The organism is Bordetella tumulicola (assembly GCF_054779135.1).
Map to the genome: position 1 here is coordinate 469,032 of NZ_BAAGYU010000010.1, position 24,948 is coordinate 493,979.

29 protein-coding genes are annotated in these 24,948 nt (G+C 56.9%); 17 read left to right on the forward strand and 12 right to left on the reverse strand.

Annotated features, from left to right (window positions below; genetic code table 11):
• From ACYVDM_RS19405 to ACYVDM_RS19420, 4 genes are all read right to left on the reverse strand, one after another.
• Entirely contained in the window at positions 1-1,878 is a 1,878-nt protein-coding gene (locus ACYVDM_RS19405) for a DUF294 nucleotidyltransferase-like domain-containing protein (protein WP_415787887.1), read from the reverse strand.
• 83 nt (positions 1,879-1,961) lie between these two features.
• Positions 1,962-3,599 (reverse strand): BCCT family transporter, encoded by a 1,638-nt coding sequence (locus tag ACYVDM_RS19410; RefSeq protein WP_415787889.1) that lies wholly within the window; start codon positions 3,597-3,599, stop codon positions 1,962-1,964.
• Positions 3,600-3,787: 188 nt separating this feature from the next.
• Positions 3,788-5,488, reverse strand: a complete 1,701-nt coding sequence (locus ACYVDM_RS19415) for a hypothetical protein (protein ID WP_415787891.1) — start codon at positions 5,486-5,488, stop codon at positions 3,788-3,790.
• Between the two features lie 174 nt (positions 5,489-5,662).
• On the reverse strand, positions 5,663-6,124 hold the full coding sequence (locus ACYVDM_RS19420) for a type III secretion system chaperone (RefSeq protein WP_415787893.1): 462 nt from the start codon (positions 6,122-6,124) through the stop codon (positions 5,663-5,665).
• Between the two features lie 384 nt (positions 6,125-6,508).
• Here ACYVDM_RS19420 and ACYVDM_RS19425 point away from each other — a divergent pair, with 384 nt between their 5' ends.
• Complete coding sequence (locus tag ACYVDM_RS19425) at positions 6,509-6,952, forward strand: type III secretion system chaperone (RefSeq protein WP_415787895.1); 444 nt, start codon at positions 6,509-6,511, stop codon at positions 6,950-6,952.
• Between the two features lie 40 nt (positions 6,953-6,992).
• On the opposite strand, the gene ACYVDM_RS19430 is transcribed toward ACYVDM_RS19425, so the two are convergent.
• The 8 genes from ACYVDM_RS19430 to sctW form a co-directional block, all read right to left on the reverse strand.
• Positions 6,993-7,262, reverse strand: a complete 270-nt coding sequence (locus tag ACYVDM_RS19430) for an EscF/YscF/HrpA family type III secretion system needle major subunit (protein ID WP_415787897.1) — start codon at positions 7,260-7,262, stop codon at positions 6,993-6,995.
• Positions 7,263-7,334: 72 nt separating this feature from the next.
• Positions 7,335-7,577, reverse strand: coding sequence for a hypothetical protein (locus tag ACYVDM_RS19435; protein WP_415787899.1), 243 nt, complete (start codon positions 7,575-7,577; stop codon positions 7,335-7,337).
• Positions 7,578-7,611: 34 nt separating this feature from the next.
• A complete protein-coding gene (gene sctD / locus ACYVDM_RS19440; protein ID WP_415787901.1) occupies positions 7,612-8,904 on the reverse strand; it encodes a type III secretion system inner membrane ring subunit SctD in 1,293 nt (430 codons plus the stop codon).
• Between the two features lie 25 nt (positions 8,905-8,929).
• Positions 8,930-11,023 carry a type III secretion system export apparatus subunit SctV gene (gene sctV / locus ACYVDM_RS19445; protein ID WP_415787903.1) on the reverse strand — a complete coding sequence of 698 codons (2,094 nt, stop codon included), beginning with the start codon at positions 11,021-11,023 and terminating at the stop codon, positions 8,930-8,932.
• Positions 11,024-11,032: 9 nt separating this feature from the next.
• Positions 11,033-11,431, reverse strand: a complete 399-nt coding sequence (gene sctY / locus ACYVDM_RS19450; RefSeq protein WP_415787905.1) for a type III secretion apparatus assembly chaperone SctY — start codon at positions 11,429-11,431, stop codon at positions 11,033-11,035.
• A gap of 8 nt (positions 11,432-11,439) precedes the next feature.
• A complete protein-coding gene (gene sctX / locus ACYVDM_RS19455) occupies positions 11,440-11,835 on the reverse strand; it encodes a type III secretion apparatus assembly protein SctX (RefSeq protein ID WP_415787907.1) in 396 nt (131 codons plus the stop codon).
• A gap of 15 nt (positions 11,836-11,850) precedes the next feature.
• A complete protein-coding gene (locus ACYVDM_RS19460) occupies positions 11,851-12,231 on the reverse strand; it encodes a type III secretion system chaperone family protein (RefSeq protein ID WP_415787909.1) in 381 nt (126 codons plus the stop codon).
• Positions 12,228-13,328 (reverse strand): type III secretion system gatekeeper subunit SctW, encoded by a 1,101-nt coding sequence (gene sctW, locus ACYVDM_RS19465; RefSeq protein ID WP_415787911.1) that lies wholly within the window; start codon positions 13,326-13,328, stop codon positions 12,228-12,230. The genes ACYVDM_RS19460 and sctW overlap by 4 nt, the downstream gene beginning before the upstream one ends.
• A gap of 194 nt (positions 13,329-13,522) precedes the next feature.
• Here sctW and ACYVDM_RS19470 point away from each other — a divergent pair, with 194 nt between their 5' ends.
• The 16 genes from ACYVDM_RS19470 (at position 13,523) to sctR (ending at position 24,939) form a co-directional block, all read left to right on the forward strand.
• A complete protein-coding gene (locus tag ACYVDM_RS19470; protein ID WP_415787913.1) occupies positions 13,523-14,062 on the forward strand; it encodes a hypothetical protein in 540 nt (179 codons plus the stop codon).
• A 133-nt stretch (positions 14,063-14,195) separates the two neighbouring features.
• Positions 14,196-14,465, forward strand: coding sequence for a hypothetical protein (locus tag ACYVDM_RS19475; protein WP_415787915.1), 270 nt, complete (start codon positions 14,196-14,198; stop codon positions 14,463-14,465).
• 14 nt (positions 14,466-14,479) lie between these two features.
• A complete protein-coding gene (locus tag ACYVDM_RS19480) occupies positions 14,480-15,004 on the forward strand; it encodes a SycD/LcrH family type III secretion system chaperone (RefSeq protein WP_415787917.1) in 525 nt (174 codons plus the stop codon).
• Positions 14,991-15,857: a type III secretion system translocon subunit SctB gene (sctB, locus tag ACYVDM_RS19485; RefSeq protein WP_415787919.1), complete on the forward strand. Its 867-nt coding sequence runs from the start codon at positions 14,991-14,993 to the stop codon at positions 15,855-15,857. The genes ACYVDM_RS19480 and sctB overlap by 14 nt, the downstream gene beginning before the upstream one ends.
• Positions 15,858-15,875: 18 nt before the next feature.
• A complete protein-coding gene (sctE, locus tag ACYVDM_RS19490) occupies positions 15,876-17,117 on the forward strand; it encodes a type III secretion system translocon subunit SctE (protein ID WP_415787921.1) in 1,242 nt (413 codons plus the stop codon).
• A 19-nt stretch (positions 17,118-17,136) separates the two neighbouring features.
• Positions 17,137-17,610 (forward strand): tetratricopeptide repeat protein, encoded by a 474-nt coding sequence (locus ACYVDM_RS19495; protein WP_415787923.1) that lies wholly within the window; start codon positions 17,137-17,139, stop codon positions 17,608-17,610.
• Positions 17,611-17,616: 6 nt separating this feature from the next.
• Positions 17,617-18,057, forward strand: coding sequence for a hypothetical protein (locus ACYVDM_RS19500; RefSeq protein ID WP_415787925.1), 441 nt, complete (start codon positions 17,617-17,619; stop codon positions 18,055-18,057).
• 2 nt (positions 18,058-18,059) lie between these two features.
• Positions 18,060-18,494, forward strand: coding sequence for a type III secretion system inner rod subunit SctI (gene sctI, locus ACYVDM_RS19505; RefSeq protein ID WP_415787927.1), 435 nt, complete (start codon positions 18,060-18,062; stop codon positions 18,492-18,494).
• A 53-nt stretch (positions 18,495-18,547) separates the two neighbouring features.
• The gene (gene sctJ / locus ACYVDM_RS19510) at positions 18,548-19,372 is read left to right on the forward strand and encodes a type III secretion system inner membrane ring lipoprotein SctJ (RefSeq protein ID WP_415787929.1); all 825 of its coding nucleotides are present in this window, start codon (positions 18,548-18,550) and stop codon (positions 19,370-19,372) included.
• A 26-nt stretch (positions 19,373-19,398) separates the two neighbouring features.
• A complete protein-coding gene (locus ACYVDM_RS19515) occupies positions 19,399-20,025 on the forward strand; it encodes a SctK family type III secretion system sorting platform protein (protein WP_415788858.1) in 627 nt (208 codons plus the stop codon).
• Complete coding sequence (locus tag ACYVDM_RS19520) at positions 20,022-20,642, forward strand: HrpE/YscL family type III secretion apparatus protein (RefSeq protein ID WP_460475443.1); 621 nt, start codon at positions 20,022-20,024, stop codon at positions 20,640-20,642. Before ACYVDM_RS19515 ends, ACYVDM_RS19520 begins: the two co-directional genes overlap by 4 nt.
• 27 nt (positions 20,643-20,669) lie before the next feature.
• On the forward strand, positions 20,670-22,001 hold the full coding sequence (sctN, locus tag ACYVDM_RS19525; protein ID WP_415787933.1) for a type III secretion system ATPase SctN: 1,332 nt from the start codon (positions 20,670-20,672) through the stop codon (positions 21,999-22,001).
• Positions 21,998-22,504 (forward strand): type III secretion system stalk subunit SctO, encoded by a 507-nt coding sequence (gene sctO, locus ACYVDM_RS19530; protein ID WP_415787935.1) that lies wholly within the window; start codon positions 21,998-22,000, stop codon positions 22,502-22,504. Before sctN ends, sctO begins: the two co-directional genes overlap by 4 nt.
• On the forward strand, positions 22,501-23,103 hold the full coding sequence (locus tag ACYVDM_RS19535) for a hypothetical protein (RefSeq protein WP_415787937.1): 603 nt from the start codon (positions 22,501-22,503) through the stop codon (positions 23,101-23,103). The genes sctO and ACYVDM_RS19535 overlap by 4 nt, the downstream gene beginning before the upstream one ends.
• Entirely contained in the window at positions 23,093-24,259 is a 1,167-nt protein-coding gene (gene sctQ / locus ACYVDM_RS19540) for a type III secretion system cytoplasmic ring protein SctQ (protein ID WP_415787939.1), read from the forward strand. The genes ACYVDM_RS19535 and sctQ overlap by 11 nt, the downstream gene beginning before the upstream one ends.
• Positions 24,256-24,939 carry a type III secretion system export apparatus subunit SctR gene (gene sctR, locus ACYVDM_RS19545; RefSeq protein WP_415787941.1) on the forward strand — a complete coding sequence of 228 codons (684 nt, stop codon included), beginning with the start codon at positions 24,256-24,258 and terminating at the stop codon, positions 24,937-24,939. Before sctQ ends, sctR begins: the two co-directional genes overlap by 4 nt.
• Positions 24,940-24,948: the final 9 nt, after the last annotated feature.

Below are 24,948 nucleotides of genomic sequence, written 5' to 3' on the forward strand. Positions count from 1 at the left end.
TCAGTTGGCCCGACCGGGCTGATAACGATACTTAAGATATTTTTGCGCGTTGCTCAGAATCAGGAAAGCATCGCGCAGATTTTTGCGCTCGAACTCCGATAGCTTCTCGGGTTCGATGCTGTTGTCGGGTTCGTCGCCCGCAGTCAGATCATCGGCTTGGCGGCGAGTTCGTACCGTTGTGATGAATTCCAGCGCATCGTACAGATCCTGCCCTCTTCCCAGCGGCAGGATGGCCGCATCGATGATTTCGCGCACTCGTTCAAAGGAATTCAGCGATTGCGCGCCGATCGCCAGTGCATGGACGCGGATCAGGTCAGTCAGCGGTCCGGTGCCACGACGCTTGATATTGATCGCATGGGTGTGGCGGCCGTCAGACTCGACAACGAAGTCCTTGAAGAAACCCAGTGGTGGTGTGCGCAGCAGCGCATTGCGTGCCATGCAGGCGAGAAATCGCGAATTTCCCTTCGCTTTGCGCGCGATCAGTTCGCGCAGATGCACGACCCATTCCGTGCGGCCCCATACGCCATCGAGGTCGAAGAAAATGCCGGCATGAAGCAGTGATTCGGGAGTCGGGCGCTCTATCCAATCCGTAAAATAACGCTCCCATGCGGCAAGCGGCTGGCGCCATTTTTCATTGCTCGCCATCACTCCGCCGGTACAGTAGGTATAGCCGCAGCGCGCCAGTCCGTCGCAGACGAACGTGCTGAGCGCGTTGAACCAGTCACCGTGCCGAGCGGGGTCAAAGCGATTATCCAGAATGATGGCGTTGTCCTGATCGGTAATGATCAACTGCTCCTGACGAGCCATTGAACCTAGCGCCAGAAAGCAATAGGGTACCGGTGTGGGGCCGAGTTCGGCTTCGGCGAGTTCCAGCAGACGTTGTTTGACGCTACGTCCGATCGCGGTCATTGCGTTACCCACCATGCGTGCACTGGCGTCTTCATTCACCATGCGCGTGAAACAGGCACGTACGTCCGGCACTAGCGCGGCCAGCTCATCCACCGTCTGTGCACGAAAGATATTCCCGACCACGAACAGGCTGTTGCGCGATTCGTAGCGGATAATGTCCGAGAGTGCGACGATGCCGATCGGACGCTGGTGCTTCATGACTGGCAAATGGTGCACGTTGTGGCGCAGCATTGCCAGCATGGCTTCGAAGATGAGCTGGTTGTGCGCTATCGTTACCACGTGCGGTGTCATGATCTCGGCTACCGGCGTGTCATGATCCAGACCAGGCGCCAGCAGGCGGGTACGCAGATCACGGTCCGTGACGATGCCGGACAGCAATGGCAACTCGGGTACGTCCGGATTATCGTCGATGATCAGCAGTGAGGACACGCCCTCTTGTGTCATGCGCTGGGCAGCTTCGCGCGCACTCGCACTACCATTTGACGTTACGGCCTCGCGCCCAACGAGGGTGTCCACGGTCGCTGACAGCAACTCATTGGCATCTTCTCGGCGCGACATGACCTGTCGCAGTCGTGTGCGGTCCTCAAGCTCAACATGATCCGCGAACGCTTCATGATTTTCGAACAAGTCCAGAAACACCGACTGCGGAATCAGGTAGATCAGCGAATCCTCCAGCGCGCGCGCAGGAAAACGAACCCGACCGTGACGCAGTAGACCAAATTCGCCAAAATACCCGCCTGATGTCAGGCGGTTGTATAGCGTTCCGTCACGTCGAAAGACTTCGACCGCGCCGCTACGTATCACATACCAGAACTCGGACGCCTGCCCGAACTCGACGATCTGTTCGCCTGACTTGTAATAGCAAACGTCGACGGCGGCGGCTAAGTGCTCCAGCGTCTCCCGCGGCAGCGCGTCAAAAGGGGAGCGAGCCAGGAGAAAATCGATGACTTCAAGTTGCTCGATCTGCATGGTTCGGATACGGCAATGATGGCGGGATTATCTCTGTCGCCTGCTGGCCCAGTCGATTTGTGTCGCCGGGCCAGCGGGCACGTTTAGCGTCGCGGCTCCGACATCAGCCCCTTGACGATCGCTATCGTTGATACCAGCAACACAATGGCAAACGGTAAACCGGTCGATACCGCCATCGCTTGCAAGGCCACCAGCCCGCCACTGAAAATCAGCGCAATGGCGACAAGCCCCTCAAATATGGCCCAGAATACACGTTGAGGGACAGGCGCATCGACCTTGCCGCCAGCGGAGATCACGTCGATCACGAGCGAGCCCGAATCGGAGGATGTGACGAAGAATACGACTACCAACACAATGGCGATAAAGGAGGTAACTTCCTTCAATGGCAGCGCATCGAGCATCATGAATAGCTGCAGCGGCAACTCGGCATCACGCGCAGCCTCATAGCCGTTCTGCACAACTTGAGAAATCGCGGTCTCGCCGAAGACCGTCATCCACAGCGTGCAAGCCAGCGAGGGCACGATGAGGACCGAGATGATGAATTCACGTACTGTGCGGCCACGCGAAACGCGCGCGATGAACATCCCGACAAAGGGCGACCAAGAGATCCACCATGCCCAGTAAAAGGCCGTCCAGCCTTGCAGGAAATTAGTGTCCTCTCGACCTACGGGGTTGGACAGCGCGGGCAGGTACTCGAGGTAGGCGCCGAGGTTCGAGAAAAAGCCGCTTAAGATATCCAGCGTCGGCCCGACCGCGATGACGAACAGTAACAATAGCAGTGCCAGCGCCATATTGATTTCGGACAGGCGCTTGACGCCCGCATCCAATCCCGCGACAACGGAGCCCAGCGCGATGGCCGTGATACCGATGACCAGTATGATCTGCGTGGTGATGCCCTCCGGTGTGCCGAATAGGAAATGCAGGCCCGAGCTGGCCTGCGAGGCGCCAAAGCCCAGCGAAGTAGCCAGGCCAAATAGCGTCGCCAGCACGGCAAGAATGTCGATGATGTGTCCCGGCCAGCCCCACACGCGTTCGCCCAGTAGTGGGTAGAACACCGACCGGATTGTAAGGGGCAGCCCTTTGTTAAACGAAAACAGAGCTAACCCAAGGGCGAGGATGGCGTAGATGGCCCACGGGTGCAACGCCCAGTGGTAGATGGTTGCTGCCATGCCCAAGCGCGCGGCGGCTTGCGCGTCACCGGCAGCGGCCCCGAGCGGTGCCCAGTCGGTGCGCACACCGTCTGCCATTTCAATGCCCGCGAGTGAGGTACTGAAATGTGTCAAGGGCTCGGAGACGCCGAAAAACATCAATCCGATGCCCATGCCCGCGGCGAACAACATCGAGAACCAGCCGACATAGGAATAATCGGGTTTGGCTTCAGTACCTCCCAGCCGCACCCTGCCCAGCGGCGAAAAGGCGACGACTAGGCATACCAATACAAAAAAGTTGCCGGCGACGAGGAAAAACCCATCGAGATTGGACGTTAGCCAGTCCTTCATGCCACTGAATAGCGTTTCGACTTGATCGTGAAACCCTAGCGTCAAGGCCACGAATAGAACCACCAGCCCCCCTGCAATGCCGAACACGGGGTTGTGAATGTCGAGACCGAATGGGCCGACGTTGACGATGATGTTGTCCTGTCCGATCTGATAATCGGTCTCGATGGGATTGACATCGCCATCGGGGATCATCGGGTCTTTCTTCTCTGGTTTCTCTTCCATCAATCACGCCCCCCTGGAAATCACATTGAACCGGATGGAGTCAACCCGTGCTGCCGACGGATTTCAGTCCATCAAGAACGGACATTCTAACAACCATGGTGTGATGGAAAGATTGGCCGCCTGCAGCCCGGGCAAGATGAAGCGATGGGAGGGATTGATGCGGATCCGTGATTTGGCGACTGCCGCAGTTAGCAGATGCTGACTGGCATCAGATTTACGATACTCGTGGTAAGGTTAGTCGCGATGTGGCTCGTAACGCGTGATACGTAGGAGGGAATGGCCGTACCTACCCTCATCGTTGCATTTTTCAGTGTTTCAGTGACGCCGACTTCATTGAGTTGTGTCACGAGGTCGCGTCGATAGTCACGGCCGGCCTCGGCAACTGAATTCGCAACCGAATAGGCCGCGCCTCCGAGCCCCATCGCTGCAACGGCGACGGTCGCCCCTACGTTCTGGAGTGCAATATAGTTGCCCGATTCACGTTGGGCCACATTGTGTAGATAAGACTCAGCTGCGGTGGTATAGGATTCATTGTTGGTGACGGTCGTGTTGATAACGTCCGCGATTAGGCGATATTCAGGACTCTCTGGCTGGTGGAAGTCTCCGTTGCGAATATATAGATCGAGATGGGAGACTGCCAGTTTTACTGCGGCGCGAGATGCGGTGTCCTCGAACCAGGACACCGGTACCCCGTTCCTCACGGCGCGGCTGGCCAAGGCAGAATTGAGCTGGGCAGACAGGTAATATTGCAGCGCCGATAGGTCATTATCATGCAGTGCAGCATAGGTGCCAATGATGTTCTGTACCGGCAGATGATTGTCAGCCTGCAGATTATTGGCCAAGGCCGGGACGACGGCTGTGTCGATCACATACCGTACCCCCGTCGCGACATAGCCTGATTCGTCGATCGATACGCCTTGTGATTTCAAGACAACGTTCAGCAAGGTGCGTATTGCTCCTTTTATCCGTTCGTCCGCGTCTCGTTCGGGTTTGTCGACGAGTAGGTCCGACGCTGCGAAGACAATATCTCGCGCGGTGCAGGCGCTTTGATATGCCGCCTTTGCCAGGGCCTCCTCCCCGGCCTGACTCACGAGGGCGTTGCCCGTGAACCTGAGGTTGCTTTGAGCATCAACCTGCGCCTCGCTGCCATTCTCGGCTGACTTGACGGCCTCCTCAGCGGCTTTGACCATTTCGCCTGCAAGAACCAGGTTTTGTGCCGAAACCTCGAGAGCCTCTGCTGCCAACACGGTGCGATGTGTCGCAAAGTCGCTCGCCAGGGCGGCAACATCTCGTATGGACTGGCCATTGAGCAATGCAGTCGACGGCGTATAGGCGTCAATCGCCGCCCGGCAATCGGCTTGGTTGGACAGATAGGCGTGCAGGCAGCCAACGACAAGCGCATGTTCAGGATAGTGGCCATCCTGAAATTGCGGGTCTTCGACGACACCTCGATGAATGAGGCCTTGGACAAAGCTCGCTACCCAGCCAATGCCGGCGCGAACAATCGAGTTCTGCTCTTGTGCCGCGGTCTGGATGTGTTGATTGGCGATATTCCAGCCGAAGGTCTTGATATATGTCGCCAGGAAACGCTCGACAGGTCTCGCACCGATATGGCTGGCGAAAACGCCCTGGGAAAGGGTGATCGTGGGCGCAATCATCGTCCAGGGGATGGCTTGTGTCGCTCCCATCTGTTCCAGGATGGGGCCAAGTACCTGGGAAAGGCTCTCGTTGATTTCTGCTTCATTGGTCTCGCGAAGCACGTTGATGATGCTTCTGGCGAAATTTACGCCGTCCACTTGGCCCAGACCAAACTGCAAATCCGCAATGCGCTGTATTTCATTACGACAGTAGGGGATTTCCAGCGCGAGCTCTGTTGCTTGCTGAATCACGGATTGCGCCAGCGTATAGCGATTGATTGATCCTCCCGTGATGCGCGAGGTCAGGCTATTGAGTATGTCGGATTTGTCCAGGGCGTAGAACGCTGCCGACTGAACACCCATGGAGGTGGATCTGGCCGCGATCGAGATGGCTTGAGAGATTGAAGTCGTCATAATGGGTTCTTCTTAGCTACGAACGGCCATGGCGTGTGCGGTGCTCAGGGCCTCTTGAGTCACGCGGTCGCCCCAACTGTCAATGAGTTGTGGCAGATATGCATTCCAGCGTATCGATTGATTGACGAGCGCTTCCAGTTGTGAAATCGCGGCGGTGTTATCCAGAAGATCCAGCGGCAGTGTCTTGAACAAAATGACATGGTGCTGGTTTGGATCGAATCCGAACATGCACCCATCGGTGGCGGTTCCAAACATGTGCGCCTGCAACAACACAGCGAAGAATGCGTCCTTGTGGGTGGCGGGAACACGGCTAACCTCGCAGTAGGCTTGTGCGGTGCCGGTATTGCGATCATGCTCGATATTGATCGTAATTTTTTTATCAAACTGCAGAGAGCACGCGCCAGCCTTGACGGCTTCATCCACCTGCTCTTGTGATGCAAGACCGAGGGCCGTGAGTAATTCTTCAAACTTCATGGTGACTCCAGAAGTAATCGCGGCACCAGTGAAAGTCCAGGTCGCGAGCTGCCAGTTTTTATGCGATGTGATGTAGTAATGCGAGCAGTTGTTTGGCCAGATTACGAAACAACTGATTCTTAGTGACAGCTTGCTAGAGGTGGTTCCGTTGAGCATCAAAGAAATCTTGTTCAATGGAACCTGTGCGAGAAACTTGTTATCCGAGCGTCTGGAGAGAGATCGTTGCCCAGCAGTTGATTTGCCGAAATTACTTATATCTTCTGGATCTCTATTGTGATAATTTTGCGAACTTGTTGAAATGTTGCGCTCGGTGCATCATTTTTCAATGAGCAGCGCTTGTACCCTATATGTCTATAGTCACCGCGTCGTTTCGTTAACCATACTGTGCCGAACTCCTCGTTTGCGTATCTGCTGTCTGATGTTGGTCAACTGCTAGGGATGCCCGCATTGGCACCCGGCGACGACGGGATTTGCCAACTGATTTTTGACAGCAGGCATGTTGTAACGATTGTGAATTTCCGCGCACGTGACCATATCTTGTTGTCGTGTACGGTGAGCTCGAGCGGCATTACTGCGGCTCAGGCGATGCTGATGGCAAGCAGCAATTTCATGCAGGCGGCAGGAGGTACAGTCGCGTGCATGGCGCCAGACGGACGTTTGATCCTGCAGCTTGGCGTGCCGCAGGCGGACTGTCAGGCGACTCGCCTGTTATCGGCGATCGAATGCTTGCTGGATCAAGTCGAAATTTGGGAGTCAAATTTATCGCGTGCGGCGCACAACGTTGACAGCGCAGGCGGTGAGCTGGCGCTCAGCCTGCGTACGGTGTGAGCGTCTCGGCGGATCGCCCGGTCTCGCCGAGATCACGGCATTAGCTTGATTTCTGGATGACCGATTTCAACGCGTCTGCAATTTGCTTGATGACCGTACTTTGCGTTTCGACCAATAATGACCACTGTGCCATTTGCTGTTGCATGCGCAGCAGATCAACCTGTGAGATGTTGCCATCGGCGTCGGTCTGCATCGACGACAGCGTCGACTTGAATCGGGTTTCCTGCGTCTGTAGGGCAGAATTGATGGTGTTGTTGACTGTGGTAAAGCTCAAGCCAGCTGAGCCAGAAATGCCGGATAGTAGACTCATGGATATCTCCTAACGTTCAATGAGAGCAGACGATTTTGTATTTGAGATGGAAATGGATCGGGACGAACGTGTCTATCGTTCTCCTTTTTTTACGGCATGGCGATCGAGTACGTCGAGCGCTGCTTCTACGGCGTTGACCAAGGCACGGGCAATCGGATAGTCGGTTGGCGTAACACCCTTGCCGATCTTTATATGTATATCTGTCGCGATCGCGAGTAGCTGTTTTCTATACGACTCACGTAATGTCTCTCCTTGAGGCGAGGCAAGGCGAGACTCGAGATCGGTGCACATCGCGGCGGTTTTCATCGTATTCATGTGTGTTTGAGTATGCATCTCAACGAGGCTGGCACTAGCGTGTAACAATGGCCCGACGTGGCCCGTCGAAGATAAGTCGCTTGTCTTCGACGGCGATCAGTTTGTATTTCTTATGCATCCCGCCGACCAAGATTTTGCTGCCATCGGCGAGTACGATAAAGGGTTGCGGACCTCCGATAACGCTGCGTATAGCGAATGGCACGCTATCGGCGACGGTCTCGGGCTTGGCACTGCCGAGCTGGGCAATATTCCAGTATTTCTTGTTGAATTCGTCGACCACGGTATCCAGTTGCTTTTCCCGAGCATCGTCAAATGCGGGTGGCAAGATCTCTAAATGTCCGGCCTTCCAGACTAAAGTGACACCAGACAGTCCGAGGCTGACCAGCTTCTCGGAAAGCCGCTCGCTGAGCTCCTGGGCGAGTTCGATGTTGTTGCCCAAAACAGTCATTCCAGATAGTTGGGCGCGTACTGCATCCAATGCCGCCACCCGTTCGCGCGCGCTGGTCGCGACGCCTACGATCTCCAGTCGTCCATTGCCTTGATAGAGTGGGTCATATTTGACGGAAAATCGCTGCAAGATAGAACGTGCGGTAAGGATAGCGTCGGATTCGATGCTGATGCGCATGGCTGGCATGGGCCAGATTCGCGACAGCGCGATTGCTGTCGCTTCGTATTGGGCTTTATCGCGGACCCACCCTGACACGGACACCGAGCCGGCTTTCGAGAGCGTGACGTGTAGACTGGACGCCAGGCCGAGACGTTCCAGGGCGGCGGAAATTTTCCCCAACGATTGTTCGGCCTGGGTTTGTCGTGAAGTTTTTTGGGGAGCTATCGTGGCAGTCGACAAGGGGATCAAGGCCACTGCCGTCAAAATCGCCAGGCCTACTGCGCCAAGTCCGAGTTGAACGGGCCAAGCGCGGGAGCGTTTCCTTTCGGGAAAGGGGCGGTTCGTGACTCCGCTGTCGCGTGGGCCGCTGCCTACTCGATCGTGCATCGCTGAATGTTGCGCTCTGACTTGTGCCGCCGCATCATCGAGATCGGGCGTGATCCAGGGCGCGTCGCAGGGTGCGATGGCGATCCAGGCTTTGCCGATCGAAGTGCCGTGATTCCACGGAATGGTCGCCATGCCGTCGGGGGTGGCATCATCGGTATCGAGTAACCAACCTTGTTCCTTGAGCCGGATACGTCCGGCACGAGGCGCAATGCCCTCGTCGGTCAGCACGATATCGCACTCGGGATCGGAGCCAATAGTGGCGCCGTCATGCACTGCGCACCGCGCTGCGCGGTGCAACCCTATCAGGACGCGTAGTTCAAGGGCTTGGGTCATGATGGGTGTATGGATGGCTTCCGGATCACAGCTCGACACGAGCCAATGGCTGGATGTTGATCTCCGCGGTGAGCTCTTGGTAAGACAGTACCGGTAGGTCGTAGAGATCCTGCTCTATCATTTTCCGTACATAGCGACGGATATCCATCGAGGTCAGGAGCACAGGTTTTTGTGACGCCGATGACAGATCGCCCACCGTGCGAATCAAGTTCTCGACCAGCGATTTAGAGGCGGCAGGTTCCATTGCCAGATAGCTGCCGGCAGAGGTCTGCCGGATGGCGCCGCGTATGGATTCCTCGACGTGAGGAGCCAACAAGTAGGCGGGCAAAATATTCTGGCCGCTTGAGTACTTGTGGCTGATGTTGCGCTTGAGGGCGACACGCACATACTCCGTCAACAGAACTGAGTCCTTTTCTTTTTGTCCCCATTCGATAAGGGCCTCCAGGATGGTGCGCAAATTACGTACAGAGATATCCTCGGATACCAGGCGCTGCAGGATTTCAGCGACGCGTTGCACGGGCATGACGCGTATGGTTTCCTTGACGAGATCGGGAAAACGGTCTTCCATGGCCGTCAGCAAGAAGCGGGTTTCTTGTATGCCAATGAAATCCGACGAGTATTTCTTCAAGACAAACGCCAGGTGCCACGTAAGCACTTGGTGTACGTCCATAAAGGGAATGTTGGCGGTTTTTAGCGTCGGTATATGAACATTGCCAACCCAAATGGTCGGTAGATTCGGCAAAAAGCGCTTGTCGGTCTCGTAGGGAATCTGCAACGTCTGCAGGTTGGTTTCTGTCTCGCGAACCAGTACGGCGTCTGGACGTAACCTGCCTTGTGACACGGGAATCTCCGACAACAGAATGTGATAGGACTCGTGTGCGATAGATTCGTTAAATCGAAGCTGAATCCCAGGAAAGGGGATGCCCATATCGAAGTACAGCGCCCGCCGAATCTTGAGCAGCGCGCTATTGAGTTCCGTTACGTCAAAATAGGATTGCAGCGACGCGGCGACGTCGATCATGAGGGGCAGCGTGGGAGAAAACTCGGCCATGCCATCACGAGCCGCGTTTGATTCCGTTGGGTGCCCATCCGCGGCCAACGCCGGGATCTCTGTGATCTTGCCCGTTTTGGCATCGACGACTTTACGTGTACCTCGCAAGAGCACAAAGCCGACGGTTCCGACGATGGCCGCTAATGACAGAAAGGTGAGCGTCGGCATACCAGGAATGAGGCCCATGCCTATGGCGATCGCCGCCGCAATCAGCAATGCACGAGGTTGAGCCAGAATCTGGGCGCCGATATCCTTGCCGACGTTGGACGGACCGTCGCCTGTCTGTACCCGCGTGACAATGATGCCAGCACAAATCGCGATGAATAGCGCGGGAATCTGGGCAATCAGGCCGTCGCCGATCGTCAAGATGGAATACACCTGCACGGCTTCGCCGGCCGTCAGATCGCGTTGCATCGTTCCGATGAGTATGCCGCCCAGGAGGTTGACGGCGACGATGATCAGGCCGGCAATGGCGTCTCCTTTGACGAATTTCATCGCGCCGTCCATGGCACCATAGAGTTGACTTTCCTTTTCGACCAACTGACGGCGCCGACGTGCCTCGTTCATATCAATGGTGCCGGCGCGCAGGTCCGCGTCAATGGCCATCTGCTTTCCCGGCATGGCATCCAGAGAGAACCGTGCAGCTACTTCCGCTACACGCTCGGCGCCCTTGGTAACAACGACGAATTGCACGATGGTAAGAATGAGGAAGACGACCAGGCCGACGATCAGATTGCCGCCGACAACGAAATTACCAAACGTCTCGATGATGTGCCCGGCATCTCCCTGGAGAAGAATCAAGCGCGTCGTGGCAATGGATATCCCAAGTCGGAACAGTGTCGTGATAAGCAGAACGGACGGAAACGACGAAAAAGCGAGCGGCGAGGGGAGATACATCGCGACCATCAGCAAGACTGCTGACAAGGTCATATTGGTGCCGATCAATATGTCGACCAGTGCGGTGGGCAACGGCAGAATCATCATGAAGATGATCGACACGATCAGCACCGCAAGGACTATGTCGTTGCGGCTAGTGGCGGTTGATACTGCGCGATTAAGTAGTTGCATGAAGGGGAGTTAAGCTGGCGCGCCTGCCGCAGGCGTCTTGTGCGCGTTACGAGAGGATTGTTGCGGAATTGGATCTTCGTGATTGCGCACGCGAAGACTGATGTAGGCTTGCATGGCGGCGTGCGCTTCGGCGTAACGGTCCAGCGCGTGCAGTGTCTGAGACCGGATCAAATGAAAGGGGGCGTCGACAGCGCCATTAAGCGCCAGTCGATCCAGAACGTCCATTGCCTCTTCCGGCTTACTTGTGCGCAGGAGGGACAGTGCGAGTGTGACATTATCGCGACGCGAGGCTAGCCCGACGGCGTCTAGGGCCTGGAGCAGAACGACCGACTTCTCGGGACGATTGTTTTCGAGATAAAGGTGAGCCAGTAGGCCAAGTAATTCGTGGGCATCGGTGCTGAGCGACATGATTTTCATCAGCCTTGATAAAGTGCACTGCGGTATATTTGTGCCAGATCGCGCAGGCCAAGCTCTTCGGTCAACAGTCGAGCGGCACGACTCAGTGGGCGGCTGTGCTCGTTCGTGGAGCTTGCTGCCGTGCGCAGACTCTGCAGAGCGTTGGACAAGGTCGCATGATAGGTGGCGGGCGTCAGCAAGGCGGGATTGCTGACCGTGGGCTGCAGCATGGTGTTCAGGTAGCGCGTCGTGTCGGGTGGGGCGAGTAGCTCGGTCAGGTGCGCCTTGACACTGCTTGACGCAGGCGAGAGGGATTGACGATCGGGCCACGGTTCATGATCGTTGTCACGGCTGACGTGGCTGATGCCGTCTATACCTCGTTCGAATGACAAAGCGCTCGTTTGTATCGCTGGCATGATCTCTCCTTGGCCTTAAGGTTGCCGGGTGCTATCGAGCCAGCGCGACACGTCATCGATAGCGCCGCGCAGCGCATGGGCAGAGCACTCGTCTGTTTGTAATCGCACCACGGCAAATAGACGAAGCACGCCATCGTGTTCGCGCAAAGCGGTCTGTACAGGCCGGCCATTCAGACGATGGAGATAGGTGCGTTTCCAGGCGCGTAGTAGTCGGTTCGGACCATCGTAGGGGGTGGGGTCCGAGGCATATATCAACAGGCCGTCACCTACCGTCTCCGCCGCAAAACACCGACCCGTCGTGGTTTCCAGTGTTAACCGGCCGTTGTCGTTGAAGGCTAGCGCGGGCATATTGATTTGCTCGCCGAGCTGCTGTAGCGCGATCGCCCAACGGCTCATGGGTTTTCCTTGTCTATTGCCGAATCAAGTGCAAACTGGGCTGCCTCGAGTGCGAACTCCCTCGCCTCATGGTCGGGGTAGATCTGTACGGGTAGATCGCTGAGGAGACGGCGGACACTTTTCAAGAAGGTGATGCTATCCGGCAAGGTCTGAACGCCATGATCATTCATCAAACCGGAGAAGCGGGATTCCGGTACCCATTTTTCGCCGCTGATATCGACAAGCTCATGCATCAGCCGCTCTGGATCAAAGGTCGCACGGGCTGACGCGGTCAGTCGTGCCCCCATGTCGCGGCAGCCATCCAGAATCGTGACGGCAACCTCCAGGTGATACATGTCCTGTAGCAAGGCATGAATGCGATGGGTACTGACCGACGGTCGGGCTGCTGCGAGATCCAGTCCCAACGCCTGAATCAGTTTTTTCAGTCCCTCTGCTATGCGTTCCCCGCCAAATCGAGATAATGCCATGGCCAGCGTTTTCGCCAGCGTGGCCTCGCCGAGCACGACGTCCCGATAGGTGGCTTGGAACTGGGTGACCTCGGATGGCGTCTGAGCAAACGCCGCTGCCGCATCGATTGTGTTGATTCCCGCCCGGATGGATGGCCCGTGCTGAATTTCCAGCTCTGATAGCGCATCGAGAAGACTCGCCAGAATGTCGTCCGGTGCCGCGTTTTCCCTGCCTCTGCGCAGAACGTATTGCAACGCGAGGTATTGCTGGGTGCGGTCGGAAGAGAACGTCGTCGCGGCCAGTTGAGGGTCGGTTCGTCCGGCCAATATGCCTGCGGCGATCTCGTTGAGCTTGGCTTGGGCGTCAGCCTCGTAGGCCTGTGCCATATGCGCAAGAATGGATTCGGTGGTGATCTCGTCAACCGGAGTCTCCCCGCGGATCTTGCGCTCGGAATGGAGCTTGTCTTCGATTTTGTGGGCCATGTGAAAGGTGATCTCTTCGGCCGACTCCATCAAGGAGAACTCCCCATGGGAGACATGAGTACTGTGTCCCGACAGCAAGCCAGAGTCCGGATTCCGAGGTTCGGATCGGATGAGCTCCGCTTGGGAAAGCGACGTTTTGCTGGATAGAGAGGGATTTACTGAGTTCATGGCGGCACCTTCTTGCCGTAGGTAAAGCCTGCTGTAGGTTGTAGTAACGGTGCAAAGAGAAAGGTTCCATGGTCGGTCTTAAAACGTGCGCCCGCGAAATTTTGGAACTCACTGAATGCTGGCGTTACCTATGCACTGTGTGACTGAGATCTACGACGGCTCTCAAGCGCCCCATTCGAATTAGGAGAATCAGCATGAATATGGCAATAGGTAGTTCTGGTGCCAGCGGTGTTTCCGATATCAAGACAGATAGTCTGGATCCTCAGACGCGATTGATGGCCATTTGTTATGCGTTGCTAGGGTTGCTGGATGAGCGGATGTCCAGCCAAATGGAAGCCATGACGGCACGGAACAACAATGCCGGCAAACTAAAGGACGTATTGGCCGGCGTGAACGGCGCTGTAGGAAAATTTGCTGCCGACGCGAAGCCGGACACGACGATTGCCAAAGGATTGCCTGATGCGGATGTCGACAGCCTGCCTGACCTTCTGACTCAGGCCGGGATGCCGGAATTGGCACAAAAAGTTAGAGACCGTACCGCCACTAAAGGTGAACTGGAAACCGCAGCTTCCAAGGTAACGGGGCAGCTCGACAGCGGCACAGCGATCGCACAGTTGGAAATGTTCACGCTGCAATCGACCTTTGGAAAGCGCACGCAGTTTTTTGAACTCATGAGCAACACCACTAAAAAAGAGCAAGACAACAAGTCCGCCATCATCAGCAACACGCGTTGAGGCGACCTGCCTCGGCCCCGGATGCAAATTCTCTTGTTGTTCGATGGAACTTGTCTGGTCTTGACGTTACTCATTCCCATTCTTTGTGAAAAGGCGGTTCTTTATGTCAGCGGCGATACGGAAAGCGACAGAAATGCAGCAGGCCACAGAGCAATTACTCATCCAAGTTCGCGGTGCAATAGCCAACACGGACCAATTTTTTCAGGATCAAGGCTTGGATCCTGCCCGGGCACGCAGCGTGCTGTCGTCTTATGTCACAGGAGATCTCGCTGACGATATCTCCGCCGAGTTCGAGACGGCCTTGCGTGACATCAAGCAGGACGTCGACAAAAGGAAAGCCGAGATTCGTCCTGAGCAGGATACGGCAGGTAAAGGCCCAAAGCGCTCACGAACCATGGTCTAACGAAGCCGCATCTCATGACAAGTCAATCTGTCCACGGCATCGACCCAGACGCGCGGGGCGTATCTGATGCGCTCTCACAGTTGCTGAAATCAGGCGGCACACTGGGCGATGCCTATTGGGGAACGACGGTAGACGAGCGCGAAGCGCTGTATCGCATGGGCTATGGCCTATACGAGCAGGGGAGATATAGCGACGCGTTCAAGGTATTTTCGCTGCTTGTGATGCAAGACCACCTTGAGCCTCGCTATGTGTTTTCCCTGGGCTGCTCATGCCAGATGCTCGAGCGTTATACCGATGCACTACAGCACTACATGGTTGCCGCAGTCGCATGGGTGGAAGATCCACGCCCCATCTTGCACGCCGCGGAGTGTCTGATTGCCATGTCGCGCTTTTCCGAGGCCAGGGACTCTCTCGCGCTGGTGCTGGAAATGTGCGCCGACGATACCCAAGGCCCTGCGTTCATGCGGGCGCAGGTGCTGCGACTTGCCCTTCAGCGCAAGCAACCCACTAAAGACGGAGCGTCCGATGATGGTCTCTAAAACGAATGTCAGCGTGACGGGTTCCAGCCTGGATGGCTTGCCCGCCACGGATTTTATCGGCACGGTTGATCGTGCGGTGACGCAGCAGGCCCGACTGGATGTCCCTGCCGATGTTGCAGAACAGTCCTTCGCGGACTCCCTATCAGACGACCTGCTTCCGGTCCCCGAGTTACCAACGCATTTGGACGCTGTCATTTCGTCAACGCAAGCCTCGCTGAGCGACCTCACGACAGAAGATCTCAGCATTGATATTTATTCCATCCTGGACTTGTTGCTGCGTATCGCGATTGACCAGCGTGTTCGCGATCGCGATATCAGACAGACCGAGATCCAGAATCAGGTTGCCAACCAGTACGACGCGGCCGACGCCATACTGAGCGAATCAAAAAACCGCAAGTGGGGGCAGATTGCTGCGGCGAGCATGCAATTGGTAGGCGGCGTGGCGATGACGGCGAGCGGAGTGGCTTCCGGCGTCTTTAGTGCCAAGGCGGCGACTACGTCGTTAGATATTGCGAAATTGGAGTCGGGTTCTGACGGGGCCAGAGCGTTACAGAGCACGGTCGACCGATTCAATGGTCTGGCGCATATGTCGACGGCGTTTGGCCAGGGCGTATCGGGCATCACGGGGGGAGCGGGCGGCGTCGTACAGTCTGTCGCCGAGGGTGAGGCGGCGAAGTTCAGCGCCGAAAAAACCGAGCTCGACGCTACCTCGCGCGCGCATGATGCCAGGGCGCAGCAGCTCAGCGACGAGATGCAGCAGATGATGGACATCATCCGTGACGTGTTGCAAAAGCTGCAGAGCATGGAACAGTCACGACTGCAAACCAATCAGGGCATTGCCCGCAATATCTAGTCCACATGGAGCCCTGAAATGTCGGTTTCGCCACCTAGCTCGTTCGGCTCCTCATTGGCATCGGCGTCAGATAGTGAGTTCGAGCGGCTTTTCCCGGACGCTGCGAGTGCAAAAAAAACGACTATTTCGGCGACGCTTAACGATATTGCCCGGCTATTGGCCGATGCGCATACCAGCGATAGACCCCTAGGGGAAAAAGGCCAGACTGACGACGGGATATCCAATGATCACGGTGCCCCATCGCTCGCGTTGCCCTCACTTGCCCTTTCTCCAGACGATATGTTCTCGGCGATAGTCAGGCTCAGCACCAAAATGCAGCAAGAGCGGTTGGAAACACTCAAGGACAACGTCCTGGTGAACAAGTCCAAGATGGACAAGAATCTGGAGAACACACAGCTGAATTCTCAAGCTTTGCGGGCCAAACTCGTGGAGGCCGACAAAAGCGAAAAATTGGGCAAGATATTCGGTTGGGTTGGAAAGATCATGGCCGTCGTTGTCTCCGTGGCGATCGTCGCCGTGACAGCTGTCGCCGCTATTGCCTCCGGAGGTGCCGCAATCCCCTTGTTGGCGCTATCGGTCATGGCGTTGATTGGCGCCACGATGTCGCTTGCCGACCAGGCCTCAAAAGAACTCGGCGGACCGGAAATCAGCCTGAGCAACTTGGTCAGTAGCGGATCTGTCCAGCTGCTGAAGACTTTTGGTGTGGAGCAGGACGAAGCCGAGAAAATCGGAAAAGTGCTGGTAGGGGTGGCTGCGGTTGCGCTGCCTGTGCTGTTACTGATCGAACCCCAGATGGTAGGAACGATGGCAACGGGCATTTGCGAGTTGGCGGGAGCCAGTCCAGAAACGGCGGCGATCGTGGGTGCCGTGGTGGGTATGGTCGCCGCGTTCACGGTGGGCATTGTGGTTGTCGTGGGTTCCGGAGGGGTAGGCGCCGTGCCGTCCGCAATGGCGATCACCAATGGGATTGTCCGAAGTGGCGGCCAGGTGGTGCAAGGGGGGACGATGATGGCCACGGGAGCAATGAAAATTTCCACCGCGGTGACTACAGCGCAGGCCAGTGAAATCCAGGCCGCTACCTTGGAGCTCAAGGCGAACAAGCTCGTCGCGCAGAAATGTATAGAGCAAGACCAGGACACCATGCGCAATGTCCTCGAACAAGTCCAGAACAGTATGCAGGCCGCCAGCCAGATAATCAGAGACCTGTATGCCAGCCTGTCGCAGATATCGACCAATATCGGCCGGCGCGCGCCGGTTTGATTCTCATCGCGAGAGCATCATGAATAAGACGACATCGATTGGGCGTTCCGCGCAAGGTCAGCACTTGTATGACAGCCTCGAGAACCTTCCCTCCACCAAGCGCTTTACGCGCGACCAACTTGAGCTGATCTATGCATTGGCTCATGCCCATATTGCGCAGGGTCAGTACGATCGTGCCTTACCCATATTCGCCTTTCTTGCTCAATACGGCCCAACGCGTCGCCACTATCTGTATGGGCTGGCACTTAGTCTACAGATGCTTGGCCGTCTGGATGAGGCCATTGGTATGTATTCCCTTTGTACGACGCTATTTCCTGGCTCGTTCGAGGCCACACAACGCATCGCCCAATGCCACGTCGGTGCGGGGCGACGAGATGACGCCTGCCGTACGCTGGAGAGTCTGCTGCGAGAGGCACAGACAGGCGACAACCTCGAGCTGGAGCGCCGGGCGCAGGGCATGTTGAGTCTCATCACCAAACGCGATCCGGCATGACACAAAATGCATAGCCCTGAGGATCGAGGGCCGTCATCGGAGGTCGGCACATCCGTTTCGGGTGAGACAGCCATCGTACTTTCTGCCGAGGACGCCAAGCTGTTGACGGAGGTCGGATTTCTGGCGGCCGATCAAGGCGACGTAGCGAGTGCCGATGCAGTTTTCGACGTCTTGTGTCGCCTGCGGCCGGACCGCGCTTACCCTTGGCTTGGAAAGGCCTTGGCACGTTTCTATGCCGGTCGTGCCGACGAAGCCGTCCTGTTCCTCGAGCGGGCGTCCTGCCTGGATAAAGACGAGACGGGTGTGTTGCACGCTTGGCATGGTTTGGCTCTGCAACTCGCGGGTCATCATGCTCAGAGCCGAGCGCTACTCGAGCGGGTTGCCCCAGGCCACGGACCGGGACCTCAATTAGCACGAACACTTTTGGGTCTACCCAAGGAAAATTAAGCATGGATATCTCCAGTTTGGCAACGGTTGCACTGGCACCCGCGCTGTCAGTACCCGCGTTGCCGGCGGTCGGCTCAACCGCAGCGACCGAGTTGGTCACACAACGCTTCAATGCGGTCATGAGCGCTCCCGATCCCGTTTCCGTGGCGACACCCGCTTCACACATGGGTTTACCCGACCATGTACTGGCGTCGTCCAACGAGACGAAAACGTTGGGGAATCAAATTCTGACAGGGCTGCAATCCGCTTCGGCCGACTACGCACAAAAGTGGCAGAACGTGACGGCGGGCCTGACGGACCTGGCTCGCCAGCCTTCGACCGCGAGCATGCTCAAAGTGCAGTCCGAGATGTTGCAGGTCTCCGTCCAGTACGAGTTGGTGGGTAAGGCCGTCGCACGCAGTACGCAGAATATTGACACTTTGGTCAGGATGTCTTGATGGTGTACAGGGCCTTTGAGCAATCCGCAGCAGCGCCGAGTGCGCCGCTCAGGATGATGCGCAGATTATTTCTGGGCCTGATCATGTTGCTGACTGCATGTAGCGCACGCGTTGATCTGTTTTCTTCGGCCAGTGAGGGCGAAGCCAACGAGGTGTTGTCGGTACTGTTGGACGCGGGCATGAACGCCGCAAAAAACGTCACTAAGACGGGTGTGGCCGTCTCGGTCGAGGGGCATGATGTGGCTCGCGCGCTGGATATCCTGCGTACGCGTGGGTTGCCGCGAGATCGATTTGACGGGATGGGACAGATATTCCGCAAGGAGGGCCTGGTTTCCTCTCCCTTGGAGGAGCGGGCTCGCTACGTCTATGCCCTGTCCCAGGAGCTAGCTGGGACGCTGACCCAGATGGATGGTGTCGTGACGGCACGCGTACACGTCGTGCTGCCTGAGCGTGGCGGTGTCGGCGAGGACGCCACTCCCTCAACGGCGGCTGTTTTTATCAAACACCAATTGGGCTACAACCTGGACGCCTTGCAACCACAGATTCGCAAGCTCGTCACGCATGCGATTCCCGGTCTGACCGAGGATCGGGTGTCTATCGCTCTGGTCGCGGCGCAGCCTTTGATCATCAATCGCGAGTCGCCGGCATCTCTGCACCAAATACTCGGTATCGAGGTCACCGAAGGCTCGACGACGCGGCTGATCTTCGGCTGGGCCGTGCTGGGAGGGCTGGTGCTCTTGCTGACAAGTGCGGTCGGCTATCTCCTTTGGCGCTACCGTTGGTCGACCAAGGCAGATAGCGTACCAAGGAACCAAGGTGTGCTCAGATCAACGAGGCAAGCGAATGAACCGACGCTGCCTGAAAGGGGAAGTTCGTGATCGAGCCAAGCCTATTTTCAGGGCGAATGTTGGAGTTTAATTTTCTACCCAGCCGAACGCTGCATCCAAGTCGACATGCCGCGTTCGCCACACTTGATCTGACCCCGTCGACATCGATGACGAGAGATTGGCAACGCATTTGGCACAAGCATTGGTCGCGCCACATTCTGCGTAGGCTGGATTTAGGGATGGTGTACGAGACTCATCACCCGGAACTCGCGTTGGGGCTATTGCCCGTGGCCAGTCTGACAACCTTGGCCCGTCGCGTGGGTGCTGTTTTGTGTGGTCCTTCGTTGAGGCAAACGATTCTGGGCCCACGGGTGCGGGCGCTAAGAGCATCCCTCGGAAGTGATCTATTGAGATTCGTGCAACACGATACCGTGCCGTGCGGCGCTCATGAGTATGACGGCGGCGCAGCGTTGATGCACGAGAGGGATATGTTGAAAGTACTGGAGTCCCTCGGATATGGCTGTTTACTACGTTGCGTCAGCGGAGCCCCGGCGCAGGTGATGCGACGTATAGAGCTCAAGCTACCCAGCGATGTGCGGGAAAGTGATTCGCCATTGACTGCCGAAGCGGCATGGGAGTTGTGTCTTGCGGTGCTGAAAAAAATGGATGCGACATGGTGTTCCTTCTTCCACGAGATCCGTTGATACCCCTTTCTCCCTCGAGTGAACTGCCGAGACTGCATTCGGGCGTTCACGTGTTGCGCGGTGTCGATCGGTACGCGTGGACAGAGGCACAATCCCTGCTGGCACATGCCCGAACCCAAGCCGAGGCCATTGTTGCGAGCGCTCAGGCGGCGTTCGACGCCGAGTGCGCGCGTGGATACGCAGAGGGCAAAGCCTCTGCGTTGTTGGATCAAGCTGAAAAAATGATCGATACCGTCGGTCGTACCGTCGATTACTTCGCCGGCGTAGAGAACACGATGGTGGAGCTCGTGATGCAGGCTGTACGCAAGGTCGTCGAGGGGTTTGATGATCGGGAAAAAGTCATGGCTGTCGTGCGCAACGCTCTGGCCGTCGTACGCAATCAAAAGCAGATGACACTGCGTTTGCATCCCGACGAGGTCGAGACGGTACGCAAGTGTGTCAACGATCTGTTGGTGGCGTATCCCGGCGTCGGCTATCTGGATATCATCGCCGACGGTCGTGTGTTGCGCGGCGCTTGCATTCTCGAAAGTGAGATCGGCATGGTGGAGGCCAGTTTGGACGGGCAAATTGAGGCGTTGCGCAAAGCGTTTGAGCGCACCTTGGGTAGCCGAATATAAGCACGTCACACGCCAGAGGAAGAGAGATTGCGGCAATTCGACTACATCAGCGAAATGATGAGCCTGGCGATGCAGGATGCACCGACCTTGCGTATCAAGGGGAAGGTCATTCAGGTGACGGGCACCATCATTAAAGCCGTCGTGCCGGCAGTAAAGGTCGGCGAAGTCTGCATTCTGCGTAATCCGGGCGACGATTTCGAGATGAAAGGCGAAGTCGTTGGCTTGATACGCGATGCGGCGTTGCTGACGCCGATCGGAGACATGTTTGGTATCTCGACTGCAACCGAAGTGATTCCGACGGGGCGTGCGCACCGGGTACCGGTCGGCCCCGGACTGCTGGGACGGGTGCTGGACGGATTGGGGCGGCCACTCGATGAAGCGGAGCACGGTCCACTAGAAGCCAGCAAGTTCTATCCGGTTTTCGCCGACGCTCCCGATCCGCTCAAACGTCGAATGATCGATCGTCCGTTGGACCTGGGCGTGCGCGCGTTGGACGCCCTTTTGACCTGCGGCGAAGGCCAGCGCCTGGGAATATTTGCCGCCGCGGGGGGCGGCAAGTCCACGCTGATGGGCATGCTCGTGAAAGGCGCTGCCGTTGACGTCACGGTTGTGGCGTTGATCGGCGAGCGTGGTCGGGAGGTCAGGGAGTTTCTCGAGCACGAGCTTGGGATGGAAGGGCGTCGAAAAAGTGTCATCGTGTGCGCGACCAGCGACAAATCATCGATGGAGCGTGCCAAGGCAGCCTATGTCGCGACGGCTATTGCGGAATACTTTCGCGATCAGGGCATGCGGGTGTTGTTCTTGATGGACTCGGTGACTCGCTTTGCGCGGGCGCAACGAGAGATCGGCTTGGCGGCGGGGGAGCCTCCGACGCGGCGTGGCTATCCTCCCTCCGTCTTTGCCACGCTACCCAAACTCATGGAGCGGGCGGGAATGAACGAACATGGTTCGATCACCGCGCTCTATACCGTCTTGGTCGAAGGAGACGATATGACCGAACCTATTGCGGACGAGACGCGGTCCGTTCTCGATGGTCATATTGTGTTGTCCCGGAAGTTGGCGTCTGCCAATCATTATCCTGCCATTGACGTGCTGGCATCGGTGAGTCGCGTCATGAATTCGGTGGTCAGCGACGAGCACAAGCGCGCCGCCGGTCGATTACGCGAGTTGCTGGCCAAATATCAAGAAGTCGAGCTGCTGGTCAAAATCGGGGAATATAAAACGGGCGGCGACGCCACGACCGATGAGGCAATTGAAAAATATGGCGCGATTACCGAGTTTCTGCGTCAACGCATAGACGAACATTCCACGTTGCACGAAGCGTTAGCGGCAATGCAAGCAATAACGGAGACGGCATGAGTTTGTTCGACGAGATACTTGCCATCAAACGATTTCGCGAGACACAGGCTGAAATTGCCGTGATGCGTGAACGGCAACGTTGTGTCGAGGCAGAGCGTGAAAGCGAGCGGGCGCAGAATCAACTGATGGATTTTCGTTTGTGGGCGGAATCTCGCGAGCGAGACCTGTATAGGCGTCTCTATCACCGCGTGGTGCAGGTGCGAGACATCGAGCACGTATTGCAAGAGGTTGCTTCGTTGCGCACCGATGAGGAAGCTCACGAGGCCGCGGCAAATCGGGCGAAGGAGAACAGGGAGCAAGCCGGACTGGCGTTGCAAGCGTGTCGCGATGCCCATCGGCAGACCGTCAGGATGAGCGGAAAATTTCTTGAACTGACAGACGTCCACATGGATTCTCTCGTTAGATTACAAGATTACAACGAGGACCTCGAACTCGAGGAGGTGGCGTCGCTGGCGTGGGAGCGGGTTGAATGGGGCGAGCACGAGGAGGTCGAGCGGATATGAGAGCAGAACGCGATCAGAGAATGGGCTCGGCTCAGTGTGAGCCAGCCCGGCTGACAGATAAGCCAGAAGGGCAAACCACGTTGCCCTCTGCCGGAAAATTCGATGCCCATGCCCACGAGCGGGCCTTCTCTGAGGCGTTAGCGCCCGAAGATGCCAGCGATCAGGATGAGGCAGTACCGATGCCGACGCCCTTTGACCTATTTGGGGAAAGTAAACCCGTATCGACAGCCGAAGTGGCGACCCCTCAGTCTCTGAGTCTGATCGAGCTAATCGTCGACACCGTGCAGCGTCTTTATGTCTCACGAGACGGAACAGACAAGCGTCGGATCAGCATGGATCTGGCCGATGACGTTCTGCCTGACGTCACCCTTTCAGTATACGAGGAGGATGGCCGTGTCGTTGTCGATTTTGAGTGTGCCGATGAGCGTTCCCACCTGGCGTTGTGCGACATTTTCGAAAACCTGGCCTCCGAGTTCGCGAATCAGATAGAACGGGCTTCACGCGTATATGTACGCACAGACGACTCAAGCGCCGCACATATCCGCCAAGCGGATGGCGATCCCATCCTTGACGCACGGGGCGAGAATCATGACCTCTGAAGCCGCGCACACCTTACCCGTACTCACGTTTCTTGCGCCCGCCTTGCCACGACTGACGCGCACGGAGTCGCAAGCCCTTAGCTTGATTGCCAGGCACGGCGCGGCGATGACGTTGAGCTTGCCACCGCTTGACGGCGAGGTACTTTCGTTGCCCACGATGACTGCAGATGGAGAAAGTGGAGGCGCGTCCATTTGGCAATTGGGATTTGCCCAAGGACAGACCGATGTACTGCGGGCCGCCTGCACGATTCGAAGAGATCTGGCGTGGGCCGGTGCCCAGTTTTGCGTGCATCTAACGAATGCGGCGATCTCTGCCTGGATAAATGGGAGTCTGGCGGGGATTCCCACGGACGCGTTAGACGAGCCCATGCAGGCGTTTGCGATAGAGACGCTGCTGACACAGGTCTGCGCAGCCATCGATGTGAACAACGTTAATGGCCGCCCAGATGTGACGGCGGAAGGGCTCGTAGACCATTCGCTGCCCCACTCGTGGGTCGTGACCATCCGGCATGAGGCGACTCGTCAGGTGGCGTATGCCGTGCTGGAGACCGATGCGTTGGGTCTGATGCTGATCGCCAATCTGGTTCAGCAGGTGCCCTCTGCGTTGAACGGCCTGGATGATCACAAGTTGCCGGTAACGATAGGTGTCGATCTGGGCTGGACGGTGCTTAGCGCTGCGGGACTACGTGAATTGCAAGCGCAAGATACGGTTTTTATTGATCACTATCGGGTGACGCCTGGGGGTGACTTATGGCTTGTGGCCGGCGCTCAGGGCCTGTGTGTTCGGCCGCAGGCTGATTCGTATTGTGTGACTCAAAGTTGGACTTCGCTGATGAATGAAATCCCAAAGTATCCGGATGCTCAGGATGAGCGGGACGACGATCTCGACGATGAGCGTGCTACTGACGAGTTTGTACAGGTGTTTGATGCGGACGCGGTGCCTGTACGGCTGACCTTTTCATTGGGCGAACGTCAACTGACGCTGGGCGAGTTGCGTCGCCTGCAGCCGGGCGAGACGTTCGACTTGTCGCGCCCGCTGGCGTCCGGACCTGTGATCATCCGGGCCAATGGCGCATGGGTGGGAACGGGGGATCTGGTCGAGATCGAGGGCCGAGTCGGCGTGACGCTGCGCGCGCTGGGTGTGCCCGAAGCATGAACGTCGATCCAATCACCCTGGCGGTTGTTCTCGCTCTAGTGGCGTTGGTGCCGTTGGCCGCGGTGATGACGACATCATTCTTGAAAATCGCGGTCGTATTGGCGCTTGTTCGTAACGCCCTGGGGGTGCAGCAGGTGCCCCCCAATATGGCACTGTACGGATTGGCGCTGGTGCTTTCTGCTTATGTGATGGCGCCAGTTATCAACGAGATAGGCGCGAGCCTTCGACACGATTCCGCAGTCTATTCCAACGAGTCGAGAATCGCGCCGCCAGACGCGTCGACGGTGCAACTGACCGGCATCTTGCGTGCGCTGGAGAACGGCGCGGCACCGATGCAGGCTTTTATGCTCAGAAACAGCAACCCCGAGCAGCGTGATTTCTTTATGCGAACTGCTCAACGTTTGTGGGGTGCCGAACAGGCGAGCAAGTTACAGGAGACCGATCTGCTGGTGTTGATCCCCGCTTTTTTGGTCTCCGAGCTCACGGCCGCCTTTCAGTTGGGATTTCTGTTGTATCTACCGTTCATCGTCATCGACCTGATCGTATCGAACATTTTGCTCGCTATGGGCATGATGATGGTATCGCCGGTCACGATATCGATGCCGTTAAAGCTATTCCTGTTCGTCATGGTCGATGGGTGGACTCGGTTGATCCAGGGTCTCGTCCTTTCTTATCGTTGATGGGGTTGG

Bases quoted from the DNA above. Each gene is read 5' to 3' on its own strand.
- ACYVDM_RS19500 (WP_415787925.1), top strand. From the start codon at position 17,617: ATGCATAGCCCTGAGGATCGAGGGCCGTCATCGGAGGTCGGCACATCC.
- sctI (WP_415787927.1), top strand. From the start codon at position 18,060: ATGGATATCTCCAGTTTGGCAACGGTTGCACTGGCACCCGCGCTGTCA.
- ACYVDM_RS19435 (WP_415787899.1), bottom strand. From the start codon at position 7,577: ATGAATACGATGAAAACCGCCGCGATGTGCACCGATCTCGAGTCTCGC.
- sctX (WP_415787907.1), bottom strand. From the start codon at position 11,835: ATGCCAGCGATACAAACGAGCGCTTTGTCATTCGAACGAGGTATAGAC.
- ACYVDM_RS19410 (WP_415787889.1), bottom strand. From the start codon at position 3,599: ATGGAAGAGAAACCAGAGAAGAAAGACCCGATGATCCCCGATGGCGAT.
- sctV (WP_415787903.1), bottom strand. From the start codon at position 11,023: ATGCAACTACTTAATCGCGCAGTATCAACCGCCACTAGCCGCAACGAC.
- sctD (WP_415787901.1), bottom strand. From the start codon at position 8,904: ATGACCCAAGCCCTTGAACTACGCGTCCTGATAGGGTTGCACCGCGCA.
- sctO (WP_415787935.1), top strand. From the start codon at position 21,998: ATGAGTTTGTTCGACGAGATACTTGCCATCAAACGATTTCGCGAGACA.
- sctY (WP_415787905.1), bottom strand. From the start codon at position 11,431: ATGTCGCTCAGCACCGATGCCCACGAATTACTTGGCCTACTGGCTCAC.
- ACYVDM_RS19405 (WP_415787887.1), bottom strand. From the start codon at position 1,878: ATGCAGATCGAGCAACTTGAAGTCATCGATTTTCTCCTGGCTCGCTCC.
- sctQ (WP_415787939.1), top strand. From the start codon at position 23,093: ATGACCTCTGAAGCCGCGCACACCTTACCCGTACTCACGTTTCTTGCG.
- sctW (WP_415787911.1), bottom strand. From the start codon at position 13,328: ATGAACTCAGTAAATCCCTCTCTATCCAGCAAAACGTCGCTTTCCCAA.
- ACYVDM_RS19460 (WP_415787909.1), bottom strand. From the start codon at position 12,231: ATGAGCCGTTGGGCGATCGCGCTACAGCAGCTCGGCGAGCAAATCAAT.
- ACYVDM_RS19470 (WP_415787913.1), top strand. From the start codon at position 13,523: ATGAATATGGCAATAGGTAGTTCTGGTGCCAGCGGTGTTTCCGATATC.
- ACYVDM_RS19475 (WP_415787915.1), top strand. From the start codon at position 14,196: ATGCAGCAGGCCACAGAGCAATTACTCATCCAAGTTCGCGGTGCAATA.
- sctJ (WP_415787929.1), top strand. From the start codon at position 18,548: ATGATGCGCAGATTATTTCTGGGCCTGATCATGTTGCTGACTGCATGT.
- ACYVDM_RS19480 (WP_415787917.1), top strand. From the start codon at position 14,480: ATGACAAGTCAATCTGTCCACGGCATCGACCCAGACGCGCGGGGCGTA.
- ACYVDM_RS19420 (WP_415787893.1), bottom strand. From the start codon at position 6,124: ATGAAGTTTGAAGAATTACTCACGGCCCTCGGTCTTGCATCACAAGAG.
- ACYVDM_RS19495 (WP_415787923.1), top strand. From the start codon at position 17,137: ATGAATAAGACGACATCGATTGGGCGTTCCGCGCAAGGTCAGCACTTG.
- ACYVDM_RS19535 (WP_415787937.1), top strand. From the start codon at position 22,501: ATGAGAGCAGAACGCGATCAGAGAATGGGCTCGGCTCAGTGTGAGCCA.
- ACYVDM_RS19430 (WP_415787897.1), bottom strand. From the start codon at position 7,262: ATGAGTCTACTATCCGGCATTTCTGGCTCAGCTGGCTTGAGCTTTACC.
- sctR (WP_415787941.1), top strand. From the start codon at position 24,256: ATGAACGTCGATCCAATCACCCTGGCGGTTGTTCTCGCTCTAGTGGCG.
- sctB (WP_415787919.1), top strand. From the start codon at position 14,991: ATGATGGTCTCTAAAACGAATGTCAGCGTGACGGGTTCCAGCCTGGAT.
- sctE (WP_415787921.1), top strand. From the start codon at position 15,876: ATGTCGGTTTCGCCACCTAGCTCGTTCGGCTCCTCATTGGCATCGGCG.
- ACYVDM_RS19515 (WP_415788858.1), top strand. From the start codon at position 19,399: ATGTTGGAGTTTAATTTTCTACCCAGCCGAACGCTGCATCCAAGTCGA.